This window comes from Spirillospora sp. NPDC048911 (assembly GCF_043198015.1).
Lineage (GTDB): Bacteria > Actinomycetota > Actinomycetes > Streptosporangiales > Streptosporangiaceae > Spirillospora.
The window spans coordinates 171550-191474 of record NZ_JBICUD010000013.1 but is presented as its reverse complement, the minus strand read 5'-3'; the positions used below and the strand labels follow the sequence as shown (position 1 = coordinate 191474).

The 19925-nt window shown below is 62.7% G+C and carries 14 protein-coding genes; 6 read left to right on the top strand and 8 right to left on the bottom strand.

Translation table 11 applies throughout. The annotated features are described in order from the left end of the window. Window positions 1-424 precede the first annotated feature (424 nt). Both ACGFNU_RS44045 and ACGFNU_RS44040 read left to right on the top strand, forming a co-directional pair. Window positions 425-1444: a hypothetical protein gene (locus tag ACGFNU_RS44045; RefSeq protein ID WP_392602626.1), complete on the top strand. Its 1020-nt coding sequence runs from the start codon at window positions 425-427 to the stop codon at window positions 1442-1444. Window positions 1445-1447: 3 nt separating this feature from the next. Then, window positions 1448-3055: an ABC-F family ATP-binding cassette domain-containing protein gene (locus tag ACGFNU_RS44040; protein WP_392602625.1), complete on the top strand. Its 1608-nt coding sequence runs from the start codon at window positions 1448-1450 to the stop codon at window positions 3053-3055. Window positions 3056-3120: 65 nt separating this feature from the next. Here ACGFNU_RS44040 and ACGFNU_RS44035 read toward each other — a convergent pair whose 3' ends face one another. The 6 genes from ACGFNU_RS44035 to ACGFNU_RS44010 are packed head-to-tail and all read right to left on the bottom strand — an operon-like array spanning window position 3121 to window position 10890. Next, window positions 3121-4332 carry a type III PLP-dependent enzyme gene (locus ACGFNU_RS44035; protein WP_392602624.1) on the bottom strand — a complete coding sequence of 404 codons (1212 nt, stop codon included), beginning with the start codon at window positions 4330-4332 and terminating at the stop codon, window positions 3121-3123. 9 nt (window positions 4333-4341) lie between these two features. Further along, entirely contained in the window at window positions 4342-5643 is a 1302-nt protein-coding gene (locus tag ACGFNU_RS44030; protein ID WP_392602623.1) for a serine hydrolase, read from the bottom strand. Between the two features lie 28 nt (window positions 5644-5671). After that, on the bottom strand, window positions 5672-7624 hold the full coding sequence (locus ACGFNU_RS44025; protein WP_392602622.1) for a condensation domain-containing protein: 1953 nt from the start codon (window positions 7622-7624) through the stop codon (window positions 5672-5674). A gap of 47 nt (window positions 7625-7671) precedes the next feature. Continuing rightward, window positions 7672-7917, bottom strand: coding sequence for an acyl carrier protein (locus tag ACGFNU_RS44020; RefSeq protein WP_392602621.1), 246 nt, complete (start codon window positions 7915-7917; stop codon window positions 7672-7674). Beyond that, window positions 7904-9592, bottom strand: coding sequence for a thiamine pyrophosphate-binding protein (locus ACGFNU_RS44015; RefSeq protein ID WP_392602620.1), 1689 nt, complete (start codon window positions 9590-9592; stop codon window positions 7904-7906). The genes ACGFNU_RS44020 and ACGFNU_RS44015 overlap by 14 nt, the downstream gene beginning before the upstream one ends. Then, on the bottom strand, window positions 9589-10890 hold the full coding sequence (locus tag ACGFNU_RS44010) for an aldehyde dehydrogenase family protein (protein WP_392602619.1): 1302 nt from the start codon (window positions 10888-10890) through the stop codon (window positions 9589-9591). Before ACGFNU_RS44010 ends, ACGFNU_RS44015 begins: the two co-directional genes overlap by 4 nt. Window positions 10891-11376: 486 nt before the next feature. Between ACGFNU_RS44010 and ACGFNU_RS44005 the strand changes: the two genes are divergently transcribed. The 3 genes from ACGFNU_RS44005 (at window position 11377) to ACGFNU_RS43995 (ending at window position 15816) form a co-directional block, all read left to right on the top strand. Then, entirely contained in the window at window positions 11377-13200 is a 1824-nt protein-coding gene (locus ACGFNU_RS44005) for an HAD-IIIC family phosphatase (protein WP_392602618.1), read from the top strand. Between the two features lie 50 nt (window positions 13201-13250). Beyond that, window positions 13251-14513 carry an MFS transporter gene (locus ACGFNU_RS44000; protein WP_392602617.1) on the top strand — a complete coding sequence of 421 codons (1263 nt, stop codon included), beginning with the start codon at window positions 13251-13253 and terminating at the stop codon, window positions 14511-14513. A 163-nt stretch (window positions 14514-14676) separates the two neighbouring features. Beyond that, window positions 14677-15816, top strand: a complete 1140-nt coding sequence (locus ACGFNU_RS43995; protein WP_392602616.1) for a MurT ligase domain-containing protein — start codon at window positions 14677-14679, stop codon at window positions 15814-15816. Window positions 15817-16202: 386 nt separating this feature from the next. On the opposite strand, the gene pgeF is transcribed toward ACGFNU_RS43995, so the two are convergent. Beyond that, window positions 16203-16934, bottom strand: a complete 732-nt coding sequence (gene pgeF / locus ACGFNU_RS43990) for a peptidoglycan editing factor PgeF (RefSeq protein ID WP_392602615.1) — start codon at window positions 16932-16934, stop codon at window positions 16203-16205. Window positions 16935-18607: 1673 nt separating this feature from the next. Between pgeF and ACGFNU_RS43985 the strand changes: the two genes are divergently transcribed. Further along, window positions 18608-19417 carry a glycosyltransferase family 2 protein gene (locus ACGFNU_RS43985; RefSeq protein ID WP_392602614.1) on the top strand — a complete coding sequence of 270 codons (810 nt, stop codon included), beginning with the start codon at window positions 18608-18610 and terminating at the stop codon, window positions 19415-19417. Between the two features lie 8 nt (window positions 19418-19425). On the opposite strand, the gene ACGFNU_RS43980 is transcribed toward ACGFNU_RS43985, so the two are convergent. After that, a complete protein-coding gene (locus ACGFNU_RS43980; RefSeq protein ID WP_392602613.1) occupies window positions 19426-19575 on the bottom strand; it encodes a hypothetical protein in 150 nt (49 codons plus the stop codon). Window positions 19576-19925 lie beyond the last annotated feature (350 nt).

Here is a 19925-nt window from a genome sequence, read left to right as displayed (position 1 = left end):
GTAGCACGGGCCACACCACCCGGTACGGGCGACGAACGGCTGGAGAAGCCGCACGGGCTCAAGGCCTAGCGACGTGGATGGAAGCATCCTGACCCCACGCGACTCCGCGGCAGCGATGAACGATTTTACTTGTGTCATCACATAAGAGCCAACGACCATGACGATAGGTATCTGTTCGGGCTCCATATCGGCACAATCGCGATAGCGCCTCTCAAGCAGGATTGACAGCTCTGTGGCAATGGTGGCGATCAGCTTTTGCTCGCTCGACCTTCCCTCTATGAGAGGAACCTCTGCATACTCTGCCAATGACGAATCCGATCTCGCGGCCATCTGCCCTCCGGTGATCACGAGACGCCTCGAACATTCTCCTTCCGAAGATCATAACTGTTGGGATACTATGGGTCTACATCCCGAAGGAGTTTCCATGGGGCGATGGAGTACTTTCCTGCTAGATGAGGCGCAACTTGACGCGATGCCGCTCCTTACGACGGCAGAAACCGCTGGTCATGCCGATGCTGTGATAGCCAGACAGCTTGACGCGCGTGGCCTGTACGGGCGTTGGGAGCGCCAGCAGTGGTCTGCGCAAGAAGTGGAGCTCGGACTCGACCGCCAGGATTGGACGCGTCGAATCCCTGCAGTCACGCGCGACCGACTGACACAGGTCATGAACACGTTCCTAGTTGGCGAGTACACTGGGCTGGAGTTGCTCGGGCCAATCCTGGCCGCGTGTCCTGGCGAGGATGACCTCCTCTTTCTCGGCACTCAGATCGCAGACGAGTCTCGGCACACGATGATGATGGCAAGAATCACGGAGGAGGTGCTCGGGGTAAGCGGTGCCCTGGCAGATCAGTTGCCCGGTGCATGGTCCAGCCTGCCGCCCGCTTATCGCCTGATCAGCATTGTGGAGGCTGACATCATCAAGGACCTCGCACGGCACCCACGTGACCATGGGTGCTGGCTCCGAGCGGTCACGCTGTTTCATTTTGTCACGGAAGGGCTTCTTGCGCTCGACGGCCAGCGCACGCTTGTGCAAGGGCTTGGCCGAGTATCTTTCCTGCAGGGCATCAAGACGGGTTTCACCGCGATGCTGAGAGACGAGTCCCGCCACGTAGGTTATGGAATACATGCGTTGCGGAGAGGGCTTGCCGACGGGTACCACGATGAGATATTCGAGATTCTGGAACAGGTTCTTCCGCTGGCTGTGCACATCGATTATCAGGACGAGTACGTTCATCGAACCGAGGATGACAGCGTGGTCCCTGGCGCAAGGGGCACAACTCCACCGCCCTCGTCTGATCAAACCGCCGAACGACTCAGACGGCTGGCGCGGCGGCGACTCCATGACATCGGATTCGAAGAGGCGGCTGTCGGCCACTTGCTTACCCGATGCCGGGAGGTGCCCATGAGCATTCGCCCGCCGTCCGAGACCCGCAAGGAAGATTGAGGTATGGGCCACATCGATGCGAGCCACGTCTCCTACCACCTGCCGGACGGACGGCGTCTGCTCGATGAGATCTCGTTTCAACTCGGCGAAGGAGCCAAAGGAGTGCTCGTAGGGCCGAACGGAGCGGGAAAGTCGACCCTGCTGCGCATTGTCGCCGGGGCCGTCCAGCCGGATGGGGGGGCGGTGGCGGTCTCGGGCGAGATCGGTGTCATGCGGCAGTTCGTCGGTGGGGAGACAGAAGGCTCCTCCGCGAACCAGACGGTACGAGATCTGCTGGTCTCTGTCGCGCCGCGCCCGATCCGCGAGGCGGTTACGGCTCTGGACGCCGCCGAGCGTGACATGCGGCAACGTGACGACGAGGCGGCCCAGATGCGCTACGCGCACGCGATCAACTTCTACGCGGACGCGGGTGGCTACGAGATGGAGGTGACTTGGGACGGCTGCGCGACCGCCGCACTTGGGCTCGGCTACGACCAGGTGTGTGATCGAAAGGTTGGTGACCTGTCCGGTGGCGAACAGAAGCGCCTGGTTCTGGAGGCACTGCTGGGCGGTCCCGAGGAAGTCCTGTTGCTCGACGAGCCGGACAACTACCTGGACGTGCCGACGAAGCAATGGTTGGAGAACAGGCTTCGAGGTTCGACCAAGACGGTGCTGATGGTGTCCCACGACCGGCATCTCATCGCCGCCGTGGCCGACAAGATCATTACGGTGGAGCAAGGTCAGGTCTGGGTGCACGGCGGTGGGTACGCCGGCTACGGGCAGGCCCGAAGGCTCCGCAACGAGCGGCTTGACGAGGTTCGCCGCCGATGGGACGAGGAACACGCCAAGCTCAAGAGGCTTGCCAGCGCAATGCGACATAAAGCGAGTTACAACAGCGCGATGGCCCCTTCGTACCAGGCGGCACGGAGCCGGTTGCGTCGCTTCGAGGAAGCGGGGGCGCCCGAGATCGCACCCAAGGAGCAGACGGTCAAGGTGCGGCTGCGCGGTGGCCGCACCGGAAAACGTGTGCTGGTCTGCGAGGGACTTCAGCTCGCCGGATTGGTCGCGCCGTTTGATCTGGAGGTTCGGTACGGCGAGCGCGTGGCCCTTCTCGGCGGGAACGGGACGGGAAAGTCGCATCTGCTGCGCCTGTTGGCCGGCGAGGAGATCGCACATACCGGGTCGTATCGATTCGGGTCCCGCGTTACAGTCGGTCACTTCAGCCAGGTCCATGCGCGTTCGGATCTGCACGGGCGATCGCTGGTGGAGATCGCTATGGGCGAGGGCGCCTGCGCGCGCGACGAGGCCATGTCCGCACTCTCGCGATACGAGCTCGCCGTGGTGGGGGACCATCGCTTCGAGGCAGTGTCGGGCGGGCAACAGGCCCGCTTGCAGATTCTTCTGCTCGAACTGTCCGGAGCGACCTTGCTGTTGCTGGACGAGCCGACGGACAATCTCGACCTGGCGAGCGCGGAAGCCCTTCAGATCGGGCTCAGTGAGTACACGGGGACCGTGCTCTGCGTGACACACGACCGCTGGTTCGCAGCTGATTTCGACCGGTTCCTCGTGCTCAATTCGGGCGGAGAGATGTGTGAAGTCAGTGCGCCAGTCTGGGACTCTAATTCGCCGTAGTTTTTCTGTTCTGATGCTGCCGCTCGGAATCCCTCCATCAGACGGGTGAGCATGCATAGGGGTGCTCATGTTCTGCTGTTCCCAGGTGGCTGCAGGCCTATGTGTATTGCAGTCGAGCGTTCAAGAGTGTACGACTTCAATGGCGGGAAACCGTTGAATCCCGAGGATGAATACGTTGCGGTATATGCTCCAGCCGAGATAATGTCAACGTGGTCGCCTTCTCTCAGTGCCAGTGGCAGTGCGTATCCTGCTTTGTCGTAAAGTACGTCGGCGCTATCACAGGTCGGCCCGGCGAGGATCACCGGCCCGGCGGGACACCCGTCGTGCCGGGTCACAAGCGGGTAGCGGATTGCTTCCCCCTCCGTTTCGGGGAGGCCACCGAAACGACCGATGTCCAGGTACACCCAGCGGCGATCATCTGCCGGCGTCCTGCGGGTCACGAGCACCACCTGGGAACGGATGACCCCTGCCTCCGCAGAGATGTACCTACCTGGTTCCAGCATCACGGTCGGCATGGCATCACCGAAATGCAGCCGCAAAGATCTCTGTATGCGGTTCGCGTAGTAGTCGATCGATGGCACCGCCCTCGTGTACCGGGCCGGGAATCCGCCGCCCAGATTGAGTAGCTCCAGATGCAGGCCGTTACGGGCGGATTCGTAGAACGTCTTGGCAGCTAGCTGGATCCCTCGATCCCAGCTCGACGGATCTAGCTGCTGTGAACCGACATGGAAGGACACGCCAACGGCGGTCAGCCCGCTTTGCCGGGCGTCGTCCAACAGCTCCACGGCCATCTCCGGAGGACAGCCGAACTTGCGACCGAGGGGCCACTGCGCACCGGTATTGTCTACGAGAAGTCGACAGAAGACGGACGCCCCTGGAGCGTACATCGCAAGTTTTCGAAGTTCACCGACACTGTCAAAGGCAAAGAGGCGTATGCCGTGATCATAAGCGTGGCATATATCTGTCGGTTTTTTGATGGTGCTGCCATAGCACAGAGCCGATGCGGGGATGCCCGCACCCAAACACATATCGATTTCTTGTGGACTTGCGACGTCGAACGATCCCCCCAGTTCGGCGAGCGCCCGTAGGAGTACGGGTTCGGGATTCGCCTTCACCGCGTAGAAGAGGTGTGCTTTCGGAAAAGCGCTACGAATACGGTGGTATCTGTCGGCCGCGATTGCGGGATCCGTCACGAGATAGGGTGTTTCCAGGTTTTTGCTATCAAGAAAATCGCGAAGCCGTCCATACTCTGCACCTCTCCAAGGGAAGTCGGTCACAGATCCTCCCTATCGGTCAGACATCGCCACTAGCGCCTTGTCGATTGAACGACCCAGCCCGGCGAATTTCTCGGTGAACTGAACCTGCCCAGGGAAGGCTGCCGGCAGTTTTGTGAAACCGGCGAACCTTGGATCTGCGAATCTGATGCCTAGGTTGGAGAACACAGCCACGACGTAACGCCGCTCTGGCTTTCCTGGCAGCGACTTCACAATTCCCGCATCGGCGCCTGTGTTGAACGTCTGGCCGATCTTATGAGCGAATGTGACTTCGGCTGTCTTCAGTCCAGAACGTACGTCTCGTCCATACGCAAGGTCAGGCATGGTGACGGTTCCGTCCTCTGGCGCGATCCATCTGCGCGACACGGCATGCGGGATCCCCTGTGACGGGTAGTCGGCCCCGAACCAGTTCGACGTGGAAAGAACCTCGTTGTAACCCTGGTCGAGGAGCAGCCCAACGAGGAGCCGACGTGAGTCGGCGGAGAGGAGCTCACCGTCAACGGTCCCGCCAGAAGTCCTGCGCCAGAGAGTCCCTGGCGCACCATTGATGATCACCAGAAGGCGAGCGGTATCCAGTGCGGTCATCGTGATCTGGCCCTCCTGCCACCGCCCACCGCTGCGGGGATTGGTCCCATCGAGGCGGAGGGTCCGCAGGCCGAGGTCGTGCAGCTCAGCGTGCATGGCCTCGATCTCTCCACGATCGTGGAGCAACTTGATCAGAGCGCAACCCGCCTGATTCTCGGAGATGGTGATCATTCGGTCGAGCCATTCATGAAGCGTGCGTGTGCCGGGCCGACAGGAGCCGCGTGGCCGATCATCCGCTTCCGGTTGATAGGAGTAGGTCGCTTCAAGATCGAGAATTCCCTCGTCTACGAGGCGCAGCACACGAAAGGCCACCATCAGTTTGTGGATGCACGCTGGATAAGGAGACATGAACCTGTAGGGAGCCGTGGCCGTGCTGCCGGCGGCTTCCTCAGTTCCACAGGTACCTGCCTCCCACGCCGCCGCGTCCCAACGGACCCATCGGACGGCCGACGTACCCCAGTCCTCATCGAGTTCCACCTCGACGGGGTCGGGGTAATCGGGAGAGAGCAGGGCGTTGGCAGCGGCCACAGGCCTATCGTCGGCATTGAGTTCGATAACAGCCAGGTCGAGAAAGGGCATGGTCCGGATCGGTGCGCCTTGGACTGGATACTCGATCTCGTCCGACCCGAAGTCGATGATCTCCTCGAACCTTTGAGCGCGAATCGACTCGCGGAGTGCTTTGGACAGATGGGCGGAGCGGGTCTCGCGCGAGAGAGGCGTTCCTACCATCGATGGCTCCTTGGTCGCTGGGAAGGATTCATCTGTGGCACATGGCGGCGGCTATATCAGTGAGGGGCGTCAGGGTGGCGAAATCGAGATGGGTAATTCCTGAGAAGCCTTCTTCGTGCACCCGTCGCACGATCTCGCCAGCCCGGGAGAGTCGGCCGGAGCACTCCACATAGGAAAGGGCAAAATCGAGCGTGGCCTCGCCCGGGAGCCGCCTGATCGCGTCGGCGAGCACCATTTCAGCAGCCGTCTGCGGCGGCTGAACCGATCCCGCTCGACCATCGGCGTCGTACCCGCGCTCAGAGCGGCCAGCCGCAGTTGCCCAGCTCTCCAGCCTTTCGGGATCGTCAGGTGGTTCAGGACACACGATGAAGCGGTCGGGCATGACGAACGATGGGTCCGCTTCCATCGCTGTGATCAGCCTCCGGCGCAGGTTCTGTACGGTGACGCCATCGAGTTCGGCGGCAAGGCACGCTACGAGATGGTCTCCGCCAGAGTGCGATCGGCCCAGCAGGACCTCGGTCCGGGTTGCCGACGGCGCTGCCCTGGCCAGCGTCCGCCTGATCGCCGTTCGGTCCACCGGCTGGCCCTGATAGAGCATCGGCTCGGCGTCTGCTGACGTTTCGATCAGAGGGATGCCTTCGACAAGTCGGCCAAGCTTTGTGCCGATGTCGAAGTCATGCGACTCGGCAAGGTCGAGCACCGTAGTCTCGAACCATGTAAGCAGTTCCAGGCATCTCTGTTGGTCACAGATGGCCGTGTTGGTGCCGAGGCGAATTTCGACCACGCCATCGACCTTGTGGTTGACCACCCGCACACTGAACAGGTCTGGAAGTGGATCCTCCTGGCTGAGTTCCCAGCGGAACCGAGTTTCAGGCGTCTGGGCCGCGGCTCTATGCTCCGGCACTACCTCCCGTGACGGCTCGGAGGTGTTGCGGCTGGGTACGACGTAGTTGAATTCGATCCGGTGGAACAAGTTGTGTGATGTGGTCGCCTGCTTGCGGAGGGCGAGCTCCAAACGGTCGATGAGGTTGTACCTGCCGTGTAGTAGGAGCGCCTTGGACTCCCTGCGGGTCAGCTCAAGGAGTTCTTCAAGGTCGATTACCTCGCTGAGGTTGAGGGCCACCGGAAGGATTTGGAACGCGCATGACACCGATGGGGGCGCTGTGAATCGGTTGGAAACCAAACAGTGGACCACGCAGCGCCTTGTTCGGGTGAACGAGGTGTACAGCAGCGCCGTAAGGGCGAGGCAAAGCTGAGATTCTGGTGCACGGGCGAGGCGCGACAACCGGGCGAGCGCCGGACCGAGGAGATGCGACTTGATCTCTGCCGTGCAGTTCTCACCCTCCGGGAACGGCATCGGAGAGAAAGGCAGAGCCGTCGGTGGGCAGCGTTCCAGCGTCGCGTCCCAGTGCCGCAGGCTTCGGATATTGCGTTCGGCGCCTGCGGCGGAGGACTCGTATCGGGCCCGGTCGACAGGCTGTTCGACTCGGGTCGCGGTGCCCAGCGTGCGCGTTCGGGTTTCCATTTCGAGGATCGATGTCAGGTCGTCCCAGAGAAACTGGACCCCCCAATCGTCCACCACGATGTGGTGTACGAAGAAGGCCACGTCCTGCACAAGCTCGTTATCCCGTATGAGCGTGAACCGTACGGGCGGCCGCTCAGCGAGCTCGAACGGTACGTCGCCGGTTCGGTCGATGTAGGAGGCCAGAGAGCCGAACCTGTTGAGCAGGTGCCTTCGGTCAAGGACCTCGACCGCGGGTTCCGCTTCCTGCTGGATTGACTGGTGGGGTTCGCCAGTCAGAGGTGAGATCGGATAGCTCGTGCGCAGCGCCTCATGTCTCTCGGCGAGCTGCTTGATCGCCTGAAGACAGGTCTCCAGTCGGACCGGCGCAGTCAGGACCCAGTGATAGCTCAGATTGTTGCGGTTCAGCAGCTCGGGGGCGACGATCGCGTTTGCGGCGTCGAGGCGCCACGGGCTCATCTGTCCCCAGGTCAGAGCCGCACTTCGAGCGCTTTCGCAATTCTCCATCATCCGGCCAGAGCGCGGCGGATGTACTCGGCGGCGTCACCAAGGGTGCGAAAGTCCACGAGGTCCTCCTCTGGTATCCGCACACCGAATGTGTCCTCTGCGGTCAAGTAGATCTCGACCACGGAAAGTGAGTCGACGAGGAGATCTGTGATCAATGACTTGTCGGAAGTCGCCGCCTCGATGTCCACCTCGGCGACCTCATGGGCTATTCGCGCAAGTTCCTGGACGATCTCAGTCTGCGTCACCGTTCCTCCTTGCCTCGATGAAGTGGCGTTGAACTCCGGGCGGAATGTCAGTGTCGCGGGTGGGCACATGCACTACTGCGGCCGTGCCGTCGTGGACAAGGGGGAGCGCCTCGTTCAGGAACAGATCGAGCTCTGCCGCCGAACGGACGGTTGCCGCTGTCGCACCATGCGCCCGAGCGAGTTCCACGACGGAGAGGGGAGCGGCGAAACGGGTGACGCGCTCCTCGCCTCTCCCCTCCTCCCTGCGCACCACCCGGGGCCACCCAAACCCCTGGTTATCAAAGACGATGATCACGACCCGGCAACGATGCTCTGCGGCGGTGAGCAAGGCAGGAAGGCTCATCGAAAAGGCACCGTCGCCACAGGTGGCGAGGACCGGCCGCGTGCGCTCTGCCAGAGCGGCTCCTACGGCCGCCCCCAACCCGTATCCCATCATCGTTTGCTCCCCTGGCACGATGGCGGTGCTAGACGGGCCAATCCGCAGGAGCGGAAAGTGGTATCCCCAGATATCGTGGATCCCGTTGTCCTGTACGAAGACGAATGAATCGCCGAGTCTTTCGCCAACGCGACGAATCGCGGCGCTGGACGGGCTGATCTCGAAGTCTCCCCAGCTGATCTCCTGAGCCTTCGCTTGAGCGGTCACAACCGCGTCAAGCCAATCGCGTCGCGAAGGTTCCGCATCATCCGGCATAGGACGCGAGATGCGACTCAACAGCGTCCGTACGGTGGCGCCAGCATCCCCGAGGAGCGGCACGTCAGCGGGCACCGCCTGGCCGAAGGCGGTGACATCGCGATCAACGTGGATGATCGAGGCGGCCGTCAACCCAGGCCAGTTCATCCTCGCCGTTTCCTCCCAGCGCGTTCCCACTGCGAGGATGACGTCGGTGTTGTCGAACACGCCGTTGAGCGGCGGCGTTGCATAGAGGCCGACCAGACCACAAGCCAGCGCATGGTGCTCGTCGACAGTTCCTCTGCCTGATGCCGTGGTGGCGAGTGCGGCTTGCCACACTTCAGCCAACCGTTCGAGGGCGGCTCTACAGCCCCCGTGCCTTGCGCCTCCACCTACCAGAATCAACGGCCTTCGTGCGCGCCTCATCATCTGTTCGGCTCGTTCAAGATCGCTGTCAAGTGGTAGGCAGCGAGCCAGCCGGTTCGGCTCGCCGATGGACTGCGGTATCTCTTCGCCGGCGAGCTCGCTCGTGATCTCCAGGAGAGTGACGGACGGACGAGATTGCATGGCGAGGGCAGTCGCCCGCCGAGCCGCCCAAGCGAGCATCTCTGGGCGTTCGACCCGGTAGGACCAGCCTACGAGAGGGCCACCGATCCCCTGCTGGTCGAGTTCCTGGAAGCCGCCTCGTCCGAGTCCATTTCCGGGTGACCGGGTCGTGACCACGATGACCGGTGCTCCTACCGATGCGGCCTCGGAAACGCCGACGAGGGCGTTGAGGAACGCCGGGCCCGATGAGAGTTCGAGCACGACGGGCTGTCCGGATACCTGCGCGTACCCGATGGCATGGCATGCCCCCGCACGCTGATCACGAACTGGGATCGCCCGGAGCCGCCCCTCTGCGTCGGCAGCGTCGAGAAGCCCGGCTGCGTCGGGTGGGAGCCCAAAGACCGCCGCAACACCCGCGTCGGCGAATGCGGCTGCTAGCGCTGTCCAGAGGTCAGTCACCGCGGCCCCCTCATACGGCGGGCCGTGGCGGCTTGCAGGTTCTCTACTGCGGGTGGGGCCGGGGCCCCCAGAGCGCCTATGGCGCGTTCGCGGATGTCTGCTGGTCGGTTCAGCCGTGCGGCCTGTTCGGAAAGCAGCAGCGGACCGGTCCACACCTGGCCGTCGTAATGGACGCTGCTGGCGGCGACGCCATGCCCTCCGAACGGTCGGTTGCCGTTCTCGATGTCGAAGGCCGTGGCGCTGTGACACACGACCGCAGAACCGACAACATCGTGCGGCAGAGCGGGCTCACCGTAGTTCGAGAGGTACATCCCTCGCTGATATTCGCGTCTGTCCGCAGCCCAGCGAGTGATCACCTGGGCATCGCTGTACGGGACGATCGCGAACACCGGGGAGAACAGCTCGGGTGGATGCAGTTCGGCGTCCTCATCGAAGACGACGACGCTGGGCTCGACCACGCCCGACCCGGTCTCGACTGCGCCGCCATGGCGGATGTTGTGTCGGTGCTCGTGGAGGAAGGCCGCCGCAGTTTCGACGGCGTCGGGATAGACTAGAGGGGCGACGGTAGTACGCGGATCGTCGCGTTCTCCCACACGCGTTCCGGCCAGGCCGTTGGCGATCTCTCTCACCAGCCGTTCTGCCACTGACACGTGAGCGAAGATCAGGTCGGGGCAGAGGCAGTCTTGGCCCGAGTTGTAGAGGCGTGCGCGCAGAATGTCCCTCGCCGCGCCGACCAGCTCGGCGGCCGGCCCGACAACGACGGGGTTGGGTCCGGAGCCGAACAGCAACATGCGTGGCCGCCCGCCGATTCGGTCAGCGACTGAGAGTCCGTTTTCGTACTGACCAGTAAAAACGACAATGTCTGCGTCCCGTGCCAGATCGATTAGTCGTTGCTGCGTGGTCGGAAGCAATGTGACTCGGTCTGACAGTGACTCTGGTAGCAGGTCGGACATCTCACGATGGATTGCCTCGGTGGCAGCAGAACTGCGAGCGGATGGTCGGAGAACGACCTGCTCGGAGTAGAAAGCAGGGATAAGCCCGTAGAGGACATACGAGTACAACACGTTGTTAGACGGCAAGAAGGTGGCAACAGTGCCGAGCTGCTGCGGGGCGTGAACACACAGTTCCCATCGGGCGCCCGCAAGGGCAGAGATAGAGCGATGGACCTCATCGGTTGCCGCATCCACGGTAGCGATCGAGGTCAGCAGGCTGATCAGACGATTGCGATCAGCAGCCAATGTCTGTGCGGCGTCAAGCGAGATTGTGGTTACCAGGTCCGGTGACATGGTCAGTCTCATGCACGCTCCTGCCGATGGCATTCATCGGCTGCTGCTTAGGGATGTCCTTCGCCGTGCTGGGATGCACACAATCCCAAATATGATCAAGACAAGTCCGATTGGCAATGTGATCTACATCACGCAGATTTCCCGGGGGGTGCGTTGCTATCCTGCCGACCCGTGGCTAGTGATTCTGGCGCGCCGCTTGCTTACTCGGGCAACCGCCAGCCCCCCCGCCGACTTAGTAAGTATGCGAAGTTGATACGTGTCGCCGATTGTGGGATTCTGACAAACTTGATTACTGGTGAACGACTGGTGGTAAATCCCCAGGTCGCCGAACTCTTGGAGACGCTCGGTGATGGGCCAGTCACGGCCGATGCTCTGCGGGATGTGGCCCGGGACGATGTCGGCCCCTCCGCCCTACTCGGGGCTTTGGCGGCGCGTGGCATGCTTGCGAGTGAGAGTGAGGATGCCCTCACAGAGCGGGCCGCTGCCAGGCTCGTCAGCGTGGCCCGCCAGGATGACCTGACCGTCGGCCACGGGCCCGCGGGCTGGCGGGAGCGGCCCTATTGGCAGCCTGATCCCATCGGGGTGGAGGACCTCGGAGATGACGTTTCGCTCTCGGTGCTGAGTGTCCTCATCATCGGCGGATGCGTTGGCCAGTTCACGATTGAGAGCTTGAAACGGGCTGGTCTGCGTCGCGGGCTGGACGTCCAGGTGACGCACCGCTGGCCCTCCGAGCCCGGTATTCTGGAGCGTGACGTGGGGGATTATGACCCGGATATAGTCGTCCTGCAGTTTCCCGGTGAAATGTATCTATCTCGCCTATGGGACTACGGTGCGCTCGTAGCGCCTGAGGTAAGGGCGCGGCGTCTGGAGGCGCTCAAACGTTCCATTGCAGGAAGAATCAAGGAGCTCAATAATGTGGCGGAGGGACGGCTCGCGTTGGTGCACAACGTCGCGCCCCCCGCGTTCTCTCCCTTCGGCCGCTCAGACTTTCGGCAGCCGGTGAACTTCCGGCGTATCCTGGCCGATCTCAACGGCCATATAGACGCGCTCGCGGGTGAGGCTCCGTCGGGGAACATCATGGTCATAGACGAGGAGCGCCTCGCCGTTCGAGAGGGAGCCGCATACCTCTTCGACGACACCGTGTTCCCCTTCGGGCACCATGGCGGAATGGTCGATCCCGAGATCGACGACGTTCACCAGTTGCCGCGGCTTGGAAGGATCCTGGCCGACGAATACCTCAGCTGCTGGGAGATCCACCGTGGTATCGGTCGGGTCAAGTGTGTGGCAGTGGACCTCGATGGCACTCTCTGGCCCGGAATACTCGCCGACGAGGGTCCCGGCTGGCTCGATGTCGATACGACCAGCCGTTGGACCCATCTCGGACTTCATCAAGCGCTTCGCCTCCTCAAGGAGCGCGGTGCGCTGTTGAGCACCTGCAGCAGAGGCGATGAGCATGCGACCCTCCGGGCATGGGAGGCGCTTCGGCACCCTCTCATCCTGCGTCCGGACGATTTCGTGACCCATCAGATCAACTGGGATGCCAAATCGAAGAACCTCCGGATGCTCTGCTCTCGCCTCGGCTTCTCCGCCGATCAGGTTCTCTTTCTTGACGACAACCCCGTCGAACGAGCCGAGGTGCGTCGGCACCTGCCGGGAATCCAGCTCGTCGATTCTCCCGTGCATGAGTTCCGTGCGCGCCTGCTGGCCATGCCGGGATGCGAGCCACGCAGTTCGACACAGGAGGCCAAGACCCGCACCGAGACGACGCGCGCCATGCTTGCCCGGGACGAACGGTCGGACAGCGCGAGTCCCGAAGAATTCCTGACGAACCTGGAGGTGGTGATTGAGGTAGGCAGTCCGTCCGAAGAGGAACTGGGCCGGGTCGCCGAGCTCCTCTCTCGCACGACGCAATTCTCGACCACAGGTCTGCGAGTGGACGAGGCGGAGCTGCTCGCGATGTCAACGCGCGGCTGCCATCTTTATGTCGGACGCGTGCGCGATCGTTTCGCGGACTATGGGCTGGCGTGCGCTTGCGTTGTGGACGGGAACACGGTCATGGCGCTGGCGGTGAGCTGTCGCGTCATCGGACTGGACGTCGGTACTATCTTCCTTGCAGCGGTTCTCGAACTAGCAGATCTGGTTGTTGCGGGCACTGTTGGCCTGTTGGTGCCCACTTCGCGGAACACTCCGGCGCGTGATGTGTTTCTCCGGGCCGGATTCCGGTCCGAGGACCCTGGCCGCTTCGTTCTCGCTGACCCTGAAGCCGTGCCGCGTCCAGGTATGACACCGCACGACGTCCAATTTGTCGGAGCGAAGCAGTGAAGCTGGCTCCCTCTTGGATCTCGCGAAGCTCATCTGGTCAGAGCCGAGTGATGAAGGTCCGTTCCTGGGCCGCGGCGCCCATCATGAGACTGGCCGCATCGATCTTCATTCTCGGCATAGGCACCGGCCTGGTTCTTGTTGGTCTGCCTTTGCTCGTCCTGAAGGAGTACAGCACCGGCTTCGGGCTGGGTTTGGTGATCGCCCTGCGGATCCTGCCGAACTTTCTCCTTGGCCCCTCCGTCGGCGGCATCATCGACTCACGTGATCCTCTGCGGGTCGCGGTGATCGCATCAGTGGCGAGCGCCGCCTTCACCGTGCTCGTGCCTCTGACGACGGCATTGTGGCAGCTGTGTCTGCTCGCCCTGGCCCTTGGGCTGACGTCTATGTTCACCGGGCCTGCCAGGATGGCGCTGCGCAGCTGGCTGATCCCCGAGGGGCGGGAGATGGATGGCAACGGCGCCATTGTGACCGCCGAGCGGGTTCCCGATGTACTCGGGCCGGCTATGGTCGGTCCATTGCTGCTGATGGGCAGCCTGGATTGGCTTTTCTTCATGGGCGGGCTGCTCACGGTCCTGGCCTGTGTTCCGTTGCTCGGGCTGGGAAGCTTCCCCCGGCAGCCGACTGCTTCTCGTGAGTCACCGACCAAAGCGGCGGAGGTGAGCGGACTTCGCCGTCTCATTGGACGACTTTTTACCGACAACGCGCGAAGCCTGGCCGAAGTGGTCCGTATGGATGGCACGCTTACTGCGCTCACCATCACCGGATTCACTTATGTCTTCGCTTTGGGGGTTGGACGGATCTTTCTCTCTGAATACTCGATCAAACACTTCCCCTCTATTGACGGGGCGCTCGGGTATCTGATGGCTGCCATGGCCTTTGGTGGGGTAATCGGCGGCATTGCCGCACCCCGGCTCAAACGGGTCCACCCCTGCTGGCTCTACTTTGCGGGAAACATTCTTGAGGGCGTGTGCTGGCTGATGCTCCCGTTCGTTCCGAGTTTCGCCGTTGCGAGCGCGCTCATGGTGCTGGCGGGAGTGCTGGAATCTGCCGCCACAGTGGTGTTCTTCGCAGAGGTCCAGATCCGCCTGCCGGCCTCCTTCGGCGGCCGCTACTACGCAATGCTGCTGCCTTTGACCGACGCGTGCATGCTCTTGGGATCGGTGGTAGGAGGAGCGGTTGTGCTGGCAGGGCTGCCCTGGGCGGCGCTCGTGATCTGCGTCGCCATGGCCGCTCCGATCATTATGCTGGGCAGGCTCTTCCTGAATCCCACCACGCTGCCGATCGCCCACACACCACAGGAACAGGCGAACTGACATCGACGCGACTCCGCCGACGTCCGGTCGCCGGTTTCCAATGGAGAAAACGGCGATGCCTCGATTCGGTGTACGGACGAATCTGGTTTTGCTCATCGGGAACTTGGTGAGTCACGTCTACCGCAGGACGTCCCGCCAGGGAAGTGGGACCGTCAGGGGTAGGGTGGCTCTGGCACTGGCGCCCGATGTGCTTCGGAAGCTGAGCGAATCGCTAAGGGTAGTGCTTGTCAGCGGCACAAACGGAAAGACCACCACGACCCGGTTCATCGCTGCGATTCTCTCAGGCGAAGGCGGTGCGGTCAGCAACGGGACAGGGGCCAACATGCCCGCTGGCATCGTGAATGCCCTAGCGGAGCGTGGCAGGGCTCGCTACAGCGTGCTCGAGGTCGACGAACGATATCTGCCGAGCCTGAACGACGGAATCAGCGCAGAAACCGTTGTGCTGCTCAATCTGAGCAGGGACCAACTGGATCGCAACCCGGAGACTTTTCTCCTCGCCAGACAGTGGCGGGACGCCCTGGAACGCGCCTCTCGAACGACGGTGGTGGCCAACTGCAATGACCCCCAGGTTTGCTGGGCCGCCTCAGCGGCGCGGCGGGTGGTGTGGGTTGCTGTTGAGGGTGAGTGGAAGGGAGATTCGAGGTGGTGCCCTTCGTGTCGCGGGCTGCTGACTCAGGCACAGGGCGGCGTCTGGAACTGCGCCTACTGCGAACTGAAGCGGCCGGTACCCGATTGGGTCTTGTGTGGAGATCAGCTGATATGCGCCCGGACGATGGAAGCCACCAAGATCAGTCTTGCCCTACCTGGTAGGATCAACATGTCCAATGCGGCCATGGCCCTGGTCACAGGGGCATCCCTAGGGGTGTTGCCATCCGTGGGCTCCAGCCGGTTGCGAGACGTTGCATCCGTCGCAGGGCGATACGAGATCTTCGAGGTCTGGGGGCGACGGGTACGGTTGCTGTTGGCCAAGAACCCCGCCAGTTGGGCGGAGACGTTCTCAGTGCTCGATGGCACCAGCGCGGTGCTGCTCGTATTGAATGCGCGGGAGCTTGATGGCCGGGACACCTCTTGGATCTGGGACGTGGATTTCGGCGCGCTCAACCGGGCAGAGTTGTTCCTCGCAGGCGAACGTCACCTCGATATGGCGGCGAGGTTGGAGATGAATGGAGTGAGTTTCAGGCTCGTCTCGTCGCTGCGCGAGGCTTGTGAGCTGGCCTCGCCGGGAATCCTGGATGTGGTCGCCAACTACACGGGCTTCCTTGAACTCATCAAACACTTGCGGCTGGAAGCCGTCCAGACCTGATCAGTAAGCACTGGCGGTAGGCGCCGCTCGGATGACTCAACCCCGGGAATTCGGGCCCTGGGCTGCGGTGATCCAGCTGGGTTGTTTGTGGCCTTGGCAGTTGGTGCGCATCTCGCCGAAGGCACGAAACAACAGCCGTCGTTATTCAAACCTGATTTGTCGCGGAACAGCCCACCGAACCTGCAGCACACCGGCCGCGCGTTGCCAGCTCACCGCAGAGCCGGCCAGGCACTGCCGATTCCGGCTGTGCACCTGAACCCGACGACACTCACAGCTCGGTCCCCAGACACTGAAGCACCCGGCCGGATTACCGCACGCCAATCATCGCGCACCAACGCGCCATGGGTGATGCCAGCGCCGAACACGGCGCGTTGAAAACGCAACGCTCAGGGTTCGAGCCATACGTAGCCGGCGAAGTCACCAGTTGGCCCTTCGCGCCGGAAGGAGAACAATTCCGGTGATTCGAACGTGCAGCGCCGGTCGTGGCGGACGTCGGATACACCCGCTGAGCGCAGCTGAGTCTCGATCGCGAAGCGCAGATTGACGGACGGAGCTCCCTGCATGGTCGTGGCCCATGCGCCCGGCGCGACCGCGGCGGTCTCCTCACGCAGGCGCGGTGACACCTCGTAGCACAGCTCGCATACTGTGGGACCGACGAGCGTGGTCATGCGCGATGGTTGGGCCCCGTGTGCGATCATCAACTCCAGGAGCCGCAGAACGATCCCCCCTGCCAACCCGACCCGTCCTGCGTGCGCGGCGCCGACGACGCCGCCTGCCGGATCGGCCAGCAGGACGGGCGCGCAGTCGGCCACCAGGACGGCCAGCGCCAGCGAGGTGTCGGTGGTGCACACGCCGTCCAAGGGCAATGCCTCGGCACTCAACGGCCCGGTGACGTGCTGCACGTCCGTTCCGTGTGTCTGGCGCATGTAGACCACTTTGCCGCTCTCCAGCCCGAATGCGGCGGCTGTCCTGGCTCGTGCGTCCTTGCGGATCAGAGCGGCTGTCCGCGGACCGAACCGTTCAACCTCCTCTGGGGTGAGGCTGATCCCGGCGTAGCGGTCGGTGAAGGCCATCCGCGCCGCATCGATGGCCAGCACAAACGGCTCACGCTTACGCACCGACGGCTACTTTCCTGATGGCCTGGATGGCTTCGAGAACCCGGTGCGGTTGGCAACAACCTCCACCAGGCTTGGAGCCAGATGCGGACCGGGACGCATATAGCGGTCCGTTCCGTCGGAAATAGGTCACCCTCGCTCCTCGTCGGCAAGAACTCCAGGCCACAGCCTGTCGTTTAGGTTCACGGCGACGCTTTTGATACGGCCGATGCCAGTCGATTTGTCAGTAGCCGAGACGGCCCGCTGCCTGCAGGCGACCCAATCCCTGGCAATTGAAGTACCTTGCCGATCTCCGGCTCCACCATTCTGCCATGGTGCGCAACAGGGAGCGTCGTGCGGTTGAGCAGATGCGCCGCACTAGCACGGATGGCGGGGTTCCTCGTACGAGGATTATACGGTCTGTTGCCCCACCGGCCGCGAGCGCATCGATGTGGCCGAGAGTCCTCAGCACACCGGAGATGTCGACACGGCCCCGGCTGGTGTACCCGCTTGCCGCGTCGGGGTGCCACGTCGTCGGCGAACGCCTTCAGCGCCTGAGCGACCTGGTCTGGCGCCACAATGCGTTGCCCAGTGACCACATTTGTCAAAAGCGCACAGCTGGTGCCTCCAATGATCCCCGTGTGGGTGCTAAGCCGGGGTGAGACAGGGCCGCTGTAGGAGGAGGTTGAAGCCTTATCGGAATCACTGGCCACGTCTCAGTACAGTAGCAACCCGAACCGGAGTCGATCATGTGATGTATGTCACGTTGCGATATTTTGCAAGGGTATTCATATTTTATCTTACGTGCGTGCCAGGCACAGATTGAAAGCGCTGCGTGTGCGATGGCAGAGGGGCAGCTTCCTGAGCAGCAGCCTAATAGCGTCGTCGACAGGAGTGGACGTGAAAGCAATGATGTCCTCGGACGAGGTAACAGTAATATCACTTGACAATGCGCATCCTTTGGCCGTACACCGCAATCACTTGGTGAACTCGCTGACCAGGACGGTGACGGCTAGGCGGCGATCGACAAGGTGCATCGCCGCTCTCGCGGGAGCGCGCTTGGAATCGCGGGCGGCTGCCGAAGTGGTCCACCAGGAGATGTCCGAACTGCTCCCTGGCGGCTCGCCTTGCTTCCAGGCACACAGCAGCGCTTGGTTGAGCCGACTCGGGACCCAGATATCGTCACCTTCACCGGCCAGGTCTGCCTGTGGCCCGTACCTGAATTTCGCCCATACGAACGTTGCCGACGATTGGCAGACGAGATCGCCACCGTTCTGGACAGGAAGCGCGTGGGTGAGCGCCGCTCCGCGAACCACGTTCAGCGCCGCTGATTCACCCCGATGCCATGGAGGCGGCCGCCGACTTTGTGCGCGAGAGTTGCGGTGGCATTAGCCGTGACGGCGTGGTTGACGCCGAAGCCGAGGGTGGGCCGACAGTCCTGGCGCCCGAAAAGGAAGCTGAACTCCATCCACCTGAGCTGTTCTGCCGGTGCTCCTGATCATCTTGACGGCGACGTTCGGTCATCGCGCGCCGGGCCGAGGACATGCGACTGCAGCGCGGCGATCCCGAACCGACGCGACTGCGCTTGCTGAGCCGGCCGCCGTGTGCGAGGTGAGTTCTGTACTGATTGGCAGCTTCGAATTCACGGGCAACAGCGCTGCTCTGGTGCGTACCCGCCGATAGGAAAGAGAGCACGGATGAGCGAGTCCCGAGAGCCCGAGCCCCTGCCGACCGTGACTGTGGTGACGCCCACCCGAGACAGGGTGGACCTCCTTGTGCGAGCCATGGAATCCGTAGCGACGCAACGGCACGTGCACGTCGAGCACGTCGTGCTCGGAGACCGCTGCCCGGAGTTGGACGCGCTGAGGGTCGATCTGGCGAAGCGATTTCCCAATGCGCTGACCAAAAACGTCACACTGGAGAGTGATCCGGGCCTGCCGATGGACTACCGGCCCGCTCGGCTCGCCTACCTGCGTAACAAGGGCGCTCGGCTCGGGAGTGGCGAGTTCATCGCACAGCTCGACGATGACAACACCTACGAGCCCGACCATCTCGCGAGCCTGGTCGCCGTCTTGAGGGACAACCCTGATGCGGGTGCGGCCTTTAGCTGGCGGCGCCTCTGGAACGCTGACGGGACGCCCTACCTCCTCACTGACGAGGACCCATGGCATCCAGATCCAGACCGCAGAGCTCTCTCGTTCTCCCAGCTCCGCGCACATGGTGTCTTCAAATCGGGCTCGAATGTCGTCCGTGACGCGTTCGTAGCGACGGGCAGGCTCGTCGCCCGGGTCGACACCAGCGAGTTCCTGGTACGGCGGATCGTGTTCGAGGACGTGCCGTTCCCGGAGCACTTCTCCGCTGCCAAGCGGCGGCTGGAGATCACCGAGGACGTAGCGTACGCGCAGGCGCTGTACCGCTGTGGGATTGACGTTGTACCGTCCCGGCGCGCAACCCTCAACTACTTCATGGGGGGCTACTCCAACGCCGATGCTGTTGGGCCCGCATGAACTGGGGCTCAGAGCAGCGGCATCTCGGGAAGCCCGAAAGCGGCCGGATCGGTCTCGGGCTTGTCGCGCAGATCGACGGACTGGTCGCCTGTCCAGGGATGCAGCGGCTCGGATATTTCCGGATCGACGAAGTTGATCAGCGCTATGCGCTCGGGCACCGCGAGATTGCGGACCTAGTGATCCGAAGCCCTAGCCGCCCCGTTGGTGAGATCGCTGAACACGGACGTCGGCATGCCCAGCACCCGGTCGGTAGGAGCCCGCGCTGGCACTGGAAAGTTCTGGCCCGGGAAGACCTCCAGTCTCGGACCAGTCGTATGGATCACGGTCAGCAGGTGCCCGTCGTGCCGGTCCTGAAGGCAGCCCCGGCCCGGCGGAGTCTCGACATAAACGTAGAACTACAAATAGGCGGCCGCCTGGAAACCCGGGGCACCAGCAGCCCTCAAACTCCAGGCAAAGCCGTCCAGTAGTCGCGCCATGAACGAGATAACGAGATAAGGCCGTCCGCGAT

Excerpts from the sequence above, each read along its gene's own strand:
- ACGFNU_RS44045 (WP_392602626.1), top strand. The coding sequence starts at position 425 with ATGGGGCGATGGAGTACTTTCCTGCTAGATGAGGCGCAACTTGACGCG.
- ACGFNU_RS44040 (WP_392602625.1), top strand. The coding sequence starts at position 1,448 with ATGGGCCACATCGATGCGAGCCACGTCTCCTACCACCTGCCGGACGGA.
- ACGFNU_RS44030 (WP_392602623.1), bottom strand. The coding sequence starts at position 5,643 with ATGGTAGGAACGCCTCTCTCGCGCGAGACCCGCTCCGCCCATCTGTCC.
- ACGFNU_RS44025 (WP_392602622.1), bottom strand. The coding sequence starts at position 7,624 with ATGAGCCCGTGGCGCCTCGACGCCGCAAACGCGATCGTCGCCCCCGAG.
- ACGFNU_RS44010 (WP_392602619.1), bottom strand. The coding sequence starts at position 10,890 with ATGAGACTGACCATGTCACCGGACCTGGTAACCACAATCTCGCTTGAC.
- ACGFNU_RS44000 (WP_392602617.1), top strand. The coding sequence starts at position 13,251 with ATGAAGGTCCGTTCCTGGGCCGCGGCGCCCATCATGAGACTGGCCGCA.
- ACGFNU_RS43985 (WP_392602614.1), top strand. The coding sequence starts at position 18,608 with ATGAGCGAGTCCCGAGAGCCCGAGCCCCTGCCGACCGTGACTGTGGTG.